At 54.4% G+C, this 10,293-nt stretch carries 11 protein-coding genes; 8 read left to right on the top strand and 3 right to left on the bottom strand.

All coding sequences use genetic code 11. The features are described 5' to 3' along the window. Nucleotides 1–103, bottom strand: a 103-nt coding sequence (locus ACR0D6_RS08920; protein ID WP_480765255.1) for an FAD-dependent oxidoreductase, incomplete at its 3' end; no start/stop codon positions are given. Nucleotides 104–665: 562 nt separating this feature from the next. Here ACR0D6_RS08920 and ACR0D6_RS08915 point away from each other — a divergent pair. The 8 genes from ACR0D6_RS08915 to ACR0D6_RS08880 all read left to right on the top strand — a co-directional run bounded on the left by ACR0D6_RS08915 (nucleotide 666) and on the right by ACR0D6_RS08880 (nucleotide 9,225). Next, on the top strand, nucleotides 666–1,190 hold the full coding sequence (locus ACR0D6_RS08915; RefSeq protein WP_480765237.1) for a hypothetical protein: 525 nt from the start codon (nucleotides 666–668) through the stop codon (nucleotides 1,188–1,190). A gap of 322 nt (nucleotides 1,191–1,512) precedes the next feature. Then, nucleotides 1,513–2,544: a zinc-binding dehydrogenase gene (locus ACR0D6_RS08910; RefSeq protein WP_480765236.1), complete on the top strand. Its 1,032-nt coding sequence runs from the start codon at nucleotides 1,513–1,515 to the stop codon at nucleotides 2,542–2,544. 78 nt (nucleotides 2,545–2,622) lie between these two features. Continuing rightward, a complete protein-coding gene (locus ACR0D6_RS08905) occupies nucleotides 2,623–3,498 on the top strand; it encodes a branched-chain amino acid ABC transporter permease (RefSeq protein WP_480449625.1) in 876 nt (291 codons plus the stop codon). 4 nt (nucleotides 3,499–3,502) lie between these two features. After that, nucleotides 3,503–4,600, top strand: a complete 1,098-nt coding sequence (locus ACR0D6_RS08900) for a branched-chain amino acid ABC transporter permease (protein WP_480765235.1) — start codon at nucleotides 3,503–3,505, stop codon at nucleotides 4,598–4,600. After that, the gene (locus ACR0D6_RS08895; RefSeq protein ID WP_170652525.1) at nucleotides 4,597–5,361 is read left to right on the top strand and encodes an ABC transporter ATP-binding protein; all 765 of its coding nucleotides are present in this window, start codon (nucleotides 4,597–4,599) and stop codon (nucleotides 5,359–5,361) included. Before ACR0D6_RS08900 ends, ACR0D6_RS08895 begins: the two co-directional genes overlap by 4 nt. Beyond that, complete coding sequence (locus tag ACR0D6_RS08890; protein ID WP_170652524.1) at nucleotides 5,358–6,131, top strand: ABC transporter ATP-binding protein; 774 nt, start codon at nucleotides 5,358–5,360, stop codon at nucleotides 6,129–6,131. Before ACR0D6_RS08895 ends, ACR0D6_RS08890 begins: the two co-directional genes overlap by 4 nt. Before the next feature lie 17 nt (nucleotides 6,132–6,148). Next, nucleotides 6,149–8,035, top strand: a complete 1,887-nt coding sequence (locus ACR0D6_RS08885) for an AMP-dependent synthetase/ligase (RefSeq protein ID WP_480765234.1) — start codon at nucleotides 6,149–6,151, stop codon at nucleotides 8,033–8,035. Between the two features lie 29 nt (nucleotides 8,036–8,064). Further along, nucleotides 8,065–9,225: an ABC transporter substrate-binding protein gene (locus tag ACR0D6_RS08880; protein ID WP_480449631.1), complete on the top strand. Its 1,161-nt coding sequence runs from the start codon at nucleotides 8,065–8,067 to the stop codon at nucleotides 9,223–9,225. Between the two features lie 77 nt (nucleotides 9,226–9,302). On the opposite strand, the gene rpsI is transcribed toward ACR0D6_RS08880, so the two are convergent. Beyond that, a complete protein-coding gene (gene rpsI / locus ACR0D6_RS08875) occupies nucleotides 9,303–9,788 on the bottom strand; it encodes a 30S ribosomal protein S9 (RefSeq protein ID WP_039535473.1) in 486 nt (161 codons plus the stop codon). A gap of 6 nt (nucleotides 9,789–9,794) precedes the next feature. Then, the gene (gene rplM, locus ACR0D6_RS08870; RefSeq protein WP_039536983.1) at nucleotides 9,795–10,253 is read right to left on the bottom strand and encodes a 50S ribosomal protein L13; all 459 of its coding nucleotides are present in this window, start codon (nucleotides 10,251–10,253) and stop codon (nucleotides 9,795–9,797) included. Nucleotides 10,254–10,293: the final 40 nt, after the last annotated feature.

Here is a 10,293-nt window from a genome sequence, read left to right as displayed (position 1 = left end):
GCAGAACAACGTCGGTCCAGCCAAGCTTGGCAAGATGGTAGAGAATCGAACAACCGACAAGACCACCTCCGATAACAACGGCCTGGCAATTTTTAGCAAGCATTTCAGAAACCTTGAATTGGAAGCCCCAACAAACTGTGCATCAAACTACCTAAACTGACCTGGTGTGCCTCATGAAAACTATTCTCTAAGCGTGAATTTTCTGCCCGGTGAAATTGCTTATCCGGCTGCCAAAAACGAATTTTCCGATTACGGAAGTTGTGTGCTCCAGCGCGGTAACGGGCTGCTTTCCATTCTGCATTAACATCTACGGAGCCGATACGGTTTAAATGCTATGACGTGTTTCTATGCCAACCTTTGCTGCGGGAGATGCCGATCTTAGGCTTAAGAAAAGCGCCCCAAGACTCGAATCCTCGTCTCTCCATCAAATTTTGGCAAACACTCGTCCTTCCCAGCCAGCAATTCCCTCAGATCTGGAAATTTTGGTCTGGGATTGAGCCATTATTACTTGCCGTCAAAAAGCGGCAGTATCCCGCCACTGCAACTGCGTATAACCAGCGCCTCCCGGCTCAAACTCTGGTTGTGAACAGTTTATCCGGACTTTCCCCTTTTTTTCCCTTTAGATATCAACCATCTGGGCGGCACATTTTCCAAAGGAGATCCAAATGTCGCGTGTAATCGTTATCATCGCAGTTCTCGCCGCAATTGTTGTCGGCGGCTATTTCTTTATCAACCAGCCCGAACCCACCGCAGCTGAAAAACTGCAATCTGCAGCTGAAGATGCCGGAGAAGCCGTGAGCGAAGCGGCTTCTGCAGCTCAGGAAGCAGCCAGCGAAGCTGTGAACAACGCCACACAGCAAGCATCCGAAGCGGCTTCGTCAGTTGCAGATCAGGCATCAGAGGCGGCGCAGCAGGCAAGTGACACCGCCAATGATCTGGCCAAACAAGCAGGCGAGCAGGTTGCGGCACTCAGCGATCAGGGGCAGGAACTTCTGAACTCGTGGGTGGAAAGCGGCATGCTGACCGCAGAACAGTTCGACTACGATAAGGTCGTAGCGGCAGTTCAGGAAAGCCAGTTGTCTCAGGATATCAAGTCGCAGGCAATCAAGATTCTGGACGACATCAAGGCAGCGCCGGAAACTTTTGCGGCGAAAATCGAAGAACTAAGATCACTGTTGACACAACAATAAGCAAACGGGTCGGCGGTACTCGCCGGCCCTCTTCTCGTCAGGGGTTTTCCGCCACGTCATTGCGGTAAGAAATTGACGGAAGCCTTGGTGGCATGTTTGCATTCAGCAAGTCACCAACCATACTGGACATGCATTTGCACTTGCCCGCTAATCACATCCCGCTCGGCGGCCCGGCAAGCCGGAAATCCACACCGAAGTTCCCGCGAGATGTCAGCCGTGCAGAAATGGTGTTGCCGTTTCAGGGATTTTGGCACGCCTTGCCCCTTAAAATGCTGGGCATTTGCGTATGTGCACTCAACAAACCCGATCCAAGGACTATTATATGAAAGACGATCTTCCGTCTCAAATGTTTGCCGTTATTCAAACTCATGATGGGTATTCCAATGCGGCAACCGGCCCTATGATTGACAATGCAGCGGACTGGCTTGCTGAGGCGGAGTTGCCGTTGCCCACACCCGGCCCGGGACAGGTACTGATCCGGTTGCGTGTGGCGTCCGTCAATCCATCGGATATTCACTTCATCAAAGGCGAATACGGACAACCCCGTGTCAAAGGTGCTCCTGCCGGTTTTGAGGGGTGCGGCGACGTCGTCACTGCCGGAGAAGGGGCTGAAGCGCTGCTGGGACAGCGGGTTTCGTTTATTGCCGCAGGTACTGGTGCGTGGGCGGAATATATACTTACACAAGCTCGGATGTGCATCCCGCTGCGACCGGATGTTTCTGATGAAGATGGCGCAGCGCAGATCGTCAATCCGCTTACCGCAATGGCCATGGTCGATATTGCGCGTGCAGACGGGGATGCTTTCGTCATTTCCGCCGCGACAAGCCAATTGGGTAAGTTGATGTGCAGCCTTGGACGCGACCTTGGCATGAAACCTATTGCGATCGTCCGCCGGAGTGAAACGGTCGAAGCACTTAAATCTCTGGGCGCTGAAGAAGTTCTGGTCAGCAGTGACCCGGACTTGCCCCGGCAATTTGCGTCGATCAGCAAGAAATTGAAGCCCCGGGTGTTTCTCGACGCCGTGGCAGATCAGGTTTCCGAGCAGATTTTCACCTCCATGCCCAACCGCGCGCGGTGGATTTGCTACGGAAAATTGAGCACTGAGCCGCCAAAGCTGACACAAATCGGACAGTTCATTTTCATGGGCAAACGGATCGAAGGATTCTGGCTGACCGAGTGGATGATGAACACGCCGCCAGCCGATCAGATGCGCGTTGTTTCCGAAGTGCAGGCGCGTTTTGCAGATGGACGTTGGCAAACGGACGTATCCGAACACCTTAAACTTCGTGACGTTGTGTCGGGTTTGGCAGATGCGCTGAAAAAGAGTGACGGAAAGGTAATGATCACGCCATAGTAGAGTCACGCCCCCGCGAAGTGAGGAGCGCATGGGCAGAATAAGGACGCCGGTTTTACCGGCGCAGGGAGGAAAAATTTGGACAACGTACAGCTGCTGATCAGCGGGCTGGCGAATGGCTGTGTCTACGGCCTGATCGCACTAGGTTTTGTACTGATCTATAAAGCGACCGAAGCCGTGAACTTTGCCCAGGGCGATTTCATGATGCTGGGCGCTTTTGTCACCATCGGATTGACGAATACGGAATACATGGGTCTGCCTTTCTGGCTGGCACTTCCGATTTCCCTGGGGATCATGGGAGGTCTTGGCTATTTGCTCGACCGATTGATCATCCGGCGCATGTTCGGTGAAAGCCAGACCGCCGTTGTCATTCTGACCATCGCACTTGGCTTTGTGATCCGGTTCGTGGCCGGGCTGATCTGGGGACATGAGCCGCAGACCTTGCAGAACCCACTGGCAGGAAAGGACGTCCGCTTTGGCGGGTTGGTTCTGGGGATGGAGGACGTAGCCGTTATCGTCGTCACCATTCTGCTCACCTGGGGTCTGTATGTTTTCTTCAGCAGAACTAAACTTGGGCTCGCGATGCAGGGTGCATCTCAGAACCAGTTGGCCGCCTATTACATGGGTGTGCCTGTCAAACGGGTTCAGAGCTTTATCTGGGCTCTGGCAGGTGTGGTTGCTGGAATTGCCGGCATCCTTTTTGCAGCCAAAGGCTCGGTTGATCCCAATACCGGACTTTTGGGCATCAAGGCCTTCGCTGCGGCGGTGATCGGTGGCTTTGGCAGCTTGCATGGTGCCCTTGCCGGTGGCCTGATCGTTGGGGTGATCGAACCATTCGCCAGCCGATATATCGCCGCTGGATACAGTCAGATTGCACCATATGCGCTGTTGCTTGCCGTGCTGATTTTCCGCCCTCACGGGCTGTTCAGCCAAGTGCGCGTGAAAAAGGTCTGAAGCGATGCGGATTGTATTCAAAACCGACTACATGCAGGATATCCGCCCCTGGAAAGACGGGTATCAGCTTAGCCTGTATCTTATTCTTCTCGCCGTGGTTGCTGCTGCGCCCTGGTGGCTGGATGAATTCTATCTTGGGGAACTGACCAATGTTCTGATCTGGGCCATTGCAGGGCTTGGCCTGATGATCCTGACTGGACACACGGGACAGGCCAGCCTTGGACATGCGGCGTTTCTTGCCTTTGGGTGCTATGCCAACGTCATTCTGGTCGAAGCAGGTGTGCCCTTTCTGATCGCCTTTCCGCTGGCCGGTATCATGACAGGTATTGCCGGGGTGACTGTTGCCATCCCTGCCCTGCGACTGCATGGCATCTATCTGGCTATCTTTACGCTGGCCCTGTCCATTCTGATGGACGACATCATCGTTCTGGCCGAGCCGATCACCGGCGGCGTTGCCGGAAAATACATCGGTGGCGTCGACGTACTGGGTTTGACTATCGACCGCTGGGGAACGCCTGATCTGTTCTATTGGCTGGTCCTGATCATCACTGTCCTTGTGACGTTTGGATACATCAACCTTCTGCGTGCGCCATTGGGCCGAAGCTTTATCGCCGTAAGGGACTCGGAGGTTTCGGCACAGGCCATGGGCGTCGACATATCGCGGACCAAAACCATCTCCTTTGCGATTTCCTGCGCGATCACGGGATGGGCAGGTGCACTGATGGGCATGTATTCCGGGGCTTTCAACAACGAAACTTTCAGCGTTGTCATCTCGATCCAGCTGTTGATGATGATCGTCATTGGTGGTCTGGGATCGATCCACGGTGCATTCTTCGGTGCCATCGTCATCGGTTTCCTGCCGCAATTCCTGTCCATATCCAAGGAATATGTCGGTGCCGTTTTTGGCGGAAACACTGTCGCCATTCCCGGGCTGGAATTCGGCATATTCGGCATGATCCTGATCGCCTTCATCCTGTTCGAGCCGATGGGTATTTATGGCCGATGGTTGAAAATCCGCACCTGGTTCGAGCTGTTCCCCTTCTACCGCAAGGACATGTTCAAAAGACAAAAATCCTACCTCAAGACGGAGCGCCTGAGATGAGCTTTTTGGACTTTGAGAATGTCACGCTAAAATTCGGTGGGCTGACGGCCGTCAATGACCTTTCATTTTCTGTCAATCAGGGCGAGGTCTTTGCCATCGTGGGACCGAATGGTGCCGGAAAATCGACTGTATTCAATCTGATATCGCGCTTTTATGACCCATATAACGGATCAATCCGGTTTGACGGACATGATCTTCTGGAGGTTAAACCATCGGGCGTCGCAGCCTATGGAGTGGCGCGTACATTCCAGAACATTGAACTGTTCGAACACGCCACGGTTTTGCAGAACCTTCTTGTCGGGCGGCATCGCCATCGCAAAAGCAATCTGCTGACCGAGTTGTTCTTTACCCCATCAGCCAAACGGCAGGAAATAGAGAACCGCGAAAAGGTCGAGGAGGTCATCGACTTTTTGGATCTCCAGGCCTACCGCGACAAAATGATTGCGGGACTGCCTTATGGTGTTAGAAAAGTTGTCGAGGTCGCACGGGCCTTGGCGACGGATCCCAAATTGCTACTGCTGGACGAACCCGCGTCAGGCTTGTCGGTCGAAGAAACAACCGACATGCGGTGGTGGATCGACGACATCCGCCGTCAGATGGGCATCACCGTATTGATGGTCGAGCACGATATGGGTCTTGTTTCTGGAGTTTCTGATCGCGTTCTGGCCATGGCAGACGGTGCCAAACTGGCCTTGGGAACCCCGAGCGAAGTTCAGTCTCATCCGGCAGTCGTCGAAGCCTATCTGGGGAAAGCATCATGAGCGAACCCATCCTGAAAATCCGAAATATCGAAAGCTTTTATGGTCCGATCATGGCCATTCGGGGCGTTTCGCTGGATGTTCATCCGGGAAAGATCGTCTCGATCCTTGGCGCCAATGGCGCTGGAAAAACTACCCTGATGAAAACCGTTTCAGGCGTTATGGATCCCGAAAAAGGCACCATCACCTTTGAAAACGAAAACATACAAGGCTCGGAACCACATAAAGTCGTGCAAAAGGGAATTGTTCACGTCCCGGAGGGACGAGAGGTTTTTCCCCTGCTGACGGTCGATGACAACCTGAGCCTCGGGGCCTACACCCTGCGAGACAAAGCCCAGATCGAGCGGGACCGCGAACTTGTGTTCAACTACTTCCCGGTCCTCAAGGAACGCCGAAACCAAGAGGCAGGAACCCTGTCAGGCGGCCAGCAACAAATGCTGGCCATTGGACGCGGCTTGATGGGCAACCCGAAAATCATGTTGCTGGATGAACCCTCTCTGGGTTTGTCACCTCTTCTGGTTCAGGAAATTTTCGCGATACTCAGACGCCTGAACGAAGAACAGAACATGACGATCATGCTGGTGGAACAGAACGCTTCTGCCGCTCTGGAACTGGCGCATCATGGATATGTCATGGAGGTCGGGCGCATTGTTATGGACGGAGACGCGGACGATCTGATGAAATCCGAGGATATCCAGAACTTCTATCTTGGCGTTCAGGAAGAAGGCGCGCGTGAAAACCGCCGCTGGAAACGTAAGAAAACTTGGCGATGACAACAGAGGTGAGCAAAATGGATGTAAGCACCCTGCCCCCTCAGACAGTGATCAATGGCGTGTCTTTCAACGCCACCCCCGGGCAGCGCCCCGTCAGGGTTGATGATTGCACGACAATTCCCGGGCTTTTTCAGAAACGATGCGCGGAATTGGGCACACGGACCGCGCACCGTGAAAAGGACTTCGGCATCTGGAAGACGTATTCCTGGGCTGATTATTGGCAGCACGCCAAATGGATTGGCCTTGCCTTGCGCAAACTGGGCCTGCAGCGCGGTGAGGTCGTCTCGATCCTGTCCGAAGATCGAAAGGAATGGGCCTATTTCGATATGGGCATCCAGTCTGTCGGCGGGATTGCGTCGGGGGTCTACACGACCGATTCAGCCAGTCAGCTTCGGTATCTGGTAAACGACAGCGATAGCCGGTTTCTGATCGTCGAAAACGAAGAACAACTGGATAAATACCTGGAAATCGAGGCCGAGGTTCCCGGTCTTTTGAACGTCATCATCCTTGAGGATGAGGGGCTGCACGACCTTGAGCATCATAGATGCATGATGATCAACGATTTGTATGAAATCGGAAAGCTGGCTGAAAAAGAGGACCCCGGTGCGTTCGATCTTGAAATCGCCAAGGCCAGCCCTCAGGACACGGCGCTGCTGATCTACACATCCGGCACCACCGGGATGCCCAAAGGCGCCATGCTGAGCCATGAAAACATCATGGCCGCGATCGAAGCAGGTGCGCATCGGCTTCCCACGTTTTCAAGCGACGAACAACTTTGCTTCCTGCCGCTGTGCCATATTTTGGAACGCGATGTGTCGATCTATTTTCCGCTTGCGGCGAAAAATACCGTGAACTTTGCAGAAAATCCGGAAACGGTTTTTGCAAACCTACAGGAGGTTTCACCGGCAACCTTCACTGCTGTGCCGCGTGTATGGGAAAAGATCTATTCTCAGGTTCTCATCATGGCGCAAGAGGCCACGCCAACCGGCCGCGCGGCATTTGGGCTGGCCCTGAAATCAGGGATGAAGCGCGCCGAGTACCTTATTGAAAACAAACCTGTTCCCGCCATTGTGTCTGCTCAGTTCTGGATCTGGAACAGGCTGGTGCTTAGAAATTTGCGGCGCATGCTGGGCATGGACAAAATGCGGCGCGGAGGTACCGGCGCGGCACCGATCTCGCCTGAATTGTTGAAATGGTACTGGGCTATCGGAGTACCGCTGGTCGAGGGGTATGGCATGACCGAAACCTCAGGGCTGGCTACAATCAACACGCTTGAGGAAAACAGGATCGGTACGATCGGCAAGGCCGTTCCGGGCATTCAGGTCCGTATCGCCGATGATGGCGAAATACAGGTCCACGGCTTGAATACGTTCCAGGGCTATTGGCGCAATAACGAAAAAACGGCCGAGACATTCACTGCCGACGGATGGCTGAGAACAGGTGATGTCGGGCGAATGGATGACGATGGTTTCGTTACGATTACCGGACGTCTGAAAGACATCATCATCACCGCAGGCGGCAAGAATATCACGCCGGCCGAGATCGAAAGCCGCCTGAAATTCAGCCACTTCGTTTCCGATGCCGTAATAATCGGTGACCGGCGTAAGTACCTGACAGCGCTGATTATGATTGATCAGGAGAATGTCGAGAAATACGCTCAGGACAACAAGATTCCGTTTTCAAACTTTGCGTCGCTTTGCGCCGCCAAGGAGGTGAAACAGCTGATTGAAGACGAGGTTAAGGCCGTGAACAAAGAATTCGCGCGGGTCGAACAGATCAAGGATTTCCGCCTGATCGATGTGCTTTTGACAGCCGAAGACGAGGAATTGACCGCGACAATGAAACTGAAACGAGGGTTTGTCGAAAAGAAACACGGACATCTGATTGAAGATATGTACAAATAGTGCCGGGATTACCCAAAGGGAGGAGAAACATGAAAACTATGATCAAGCGGCTGACAGCCGCCACTGCATTGACGGCGGCTGCGACCCTTGCCAGCGCGGAAACGCAGGGCGTGACCGACGAAGAGGTGATAATCGGATCGGTTAATGATCTCAGCGGGATTTTTGCGGCTGTTGGTGTGCCAGCCGTGAAAGGTGCAAACGTCGTATTCGACCGGGTGAACGCAGATGGTGGTGTGCACGGTCGTACAATTCGCTACGTAGTCGAGGATAACGGATATCAGATGCCGCGCGCGATGCAGGGCTATAACAAGCTGCTGAATCGCGACAAAGTGTTTGCCATGCTGCAAAGTCTTGGCACGCCGATGAACCTGGCAGGCTTCAAACTGCTCGATCCCAAAGGGATTCCGAATGTGGCGCCGTTGTCGGCTGCACGTCAGATGCTGCAGGATCCCGTGGACAACAAGTTCACGTCTTTCTCTAGCTACTATGACCAAAGCCGGGTCGGCGTGAAATATCTGGCCGAAGAGTTTGGTGCCGAAAAAGTCTGCACCATGTATCTGCCAACCGATTTCGGGAAGGAAATCCTCGAAGGTTCAAAAGCTGGCGCAGAAGAGGCCGGGATCACCTTTGCGGCCGAAACCACTCACAAACCGGATGAGACGGATTTTGTCGGCTCACTCAGCAAGCTCAAGGAAGAAGGCTGTGACATCGTCACCATCGCCCTGGGTGTGCGGCAGGCCATCACTGTGGTCGGCACCGCCAAGAAAATGGGCCTGGATGACATGAAGTTCATGGGAACATCGGCCAGTTTCCTGACAGTGGTCGCTCAGGTGCCCGGCGGCGTGACCGATGGGTTCTATTCGGCAGCCTCCTGGCAGGACCTGTGGGCGCGCGCGGATGAGCCTGCTCCGAAAGCATTCATCGAAGAGTACAAGGCTGCCACAGGCGAAGACCCGGTTGGCTTTGCCATGCTGGGCTATGCAGCTGCCGAAATGATGGTCAAAGCGCTGGAAGCCGCAGGCCCGGACCTGACACATGAGAGTTTCATCGCTGCGATGGAGTCGCTTGATTATCAGGACGATCTTGTCGGCAACCACATGACCTTTGGGCCGGACGACCATCAGGGCGCCGATACCGTTTACGTCAATCTGGTCGAAGGCGGTGCGTGGAAGAAGGTCCACGAAGAGTAACGGCCGGAATTTCCGTCCTTACAACAAAAAAGGGCTCGCAATCGCGAGCCCTTTGATTTTGTGCACTCGGCAGCGAATTAACGCTTCGAGAACTGGAACGAACGACGCGCTTTGCGCTTACCGTATTTCTTACGTTCCACAACGCGGCTGTCACGGGTCAGGAAGCCAGCGGCTTTCAGAGCGCCACGCAGGCTGGGATCGTACAGCTGCAGTGCTTTCGAGATGCCGTGCTTGACCGCACCGGCCTGACCGGTCAGGCCACCGCCTTTGACGGTTGCAACAACGTCGAATTCACCTTCCACACCGGCAACCTGAAACGGCTGGCGCAGGATCAGCTGCAGAACGGGTCGTGCGAAGTACTTGTCCTGGTCCTTGCCGTTCACGGTGACCTTGCCGGACCCCGGCTTGATCCACACGCGGGCAACAGCGTCTTTACGCTTGCCGGTGGCATACGAACGGCCCAGTTCGTCACGTACGGGTTCGCGCACGATGACTTCTTCGGCCACGGTTTCAACGCCTGCGACGGCGCTCAGCTCTTCGAGAGTATTGATCTGATCAGCCATCGGTCATTAGCTCCGGGTGTTTTTCTTGTTCATGGACTTGACGTCCAGAACTTCGGGGGCCTGGGCTTCGTGCGGGTGCTCGGCACCGGCATAAACGCGCAGGTTGGTCATCTGCTGACGCGCCAGACGGTTGCCCGGCAGCATGCGCTTGACCGCCTGGGTCACGACGCGCTCGGGGTGTGCACCCTCGAGGATCTGCTGCTTGGTGCGCGATTTGATGCCGCCCGGGTGACCAGTGTGCCAGTAGAAGTTCTCTTCGCGCTTCTTGCCGGTCATCTGGATTTTGTCAGCGTTGATTACGATGACGTTGTCGCCCATGTCCATGTTCGGGGTGAACGACGCTTTGTGCTTGCCACGCAGGCGCATGGCGACGATCGAGGCAAGACGGCCCAGAACAACGCCCTCGGCGTCGATCAGGATCCACTTCTTGTCGATGTCTGCAGGTGTTGCAGAAAAGGTTTTCATGGCAGGATAGTCCTGTTTGATGTGAAAGACCGGTCGGCAT

Source organism: Ruegeria sp. BJ6, from assembly GCF_056537885.1.
This window is presented reverse-complemented; position numbering and strand designations above follow the sequence as displayed.

Coding starts and splice junctions, on each gene's coding strand:
- ACR0D6_RS08915 (WP_480765237.1), top strand. CDS start 666: ATGTCGCGTGTAATCGTTATCATCGCAGTTCTCGCCGCAATTGTTGTC.
- ACR0D6_RS08910 (WP_480765236.1), top strand. CDS start 1,513: ATGAAAGACGATCTTCCGTCTCAAATGTTTGCCGTTATTCAAACTCAT.
- ACR0D6_RS08900 (WP_480765235.1), top strand. CDS start 3,503: ATGCGGATTGTATTCAAAACCGACTACATGCAGGATATCCGCCCCTGG.
- ACR0D6_RS08895 (WP_170652525.1), top strand. CDS start 4,597: ATGAGCTTTTTGGACTTTGAGAATGTCACGCTAAAATTCGGTGGGCTG.
- ACR0D6_RS08890 (WP_170652524.1), top strand. CDS start 5,358: ATGAGCGAACCCATCCTGAAAATCCGAAATATCGAAAGCTTTTATGGT.
- ACR0D6_RS08885 (WP_480765234.1), top strand. CDS start 6,149: ATGGATGTAAGCACCCTGCCCCCTCAGACAGTGATCAATGGCGTGTCT.
- ACR0D6_RS08880 (WP_480449631.1), top strand. CDS start 8,065: ATGAAAACTATGATCAAGCGGCTGACAGCCGCCACTGCATTGACGGCG.
- rpsI (WP_039535473.1), bottom strand. CDS start 9,788: ATGGCTGATCAGATCAATACTCTCGAAGAGCTGAGCGCCGTCGCAGGC.
- rplM (WP_039536983.1), bottom strand. CDS start 10,253: ATGAAAACCTTTTCTGCAACACCTGCAGACATCGACAAGAAGTGGATC.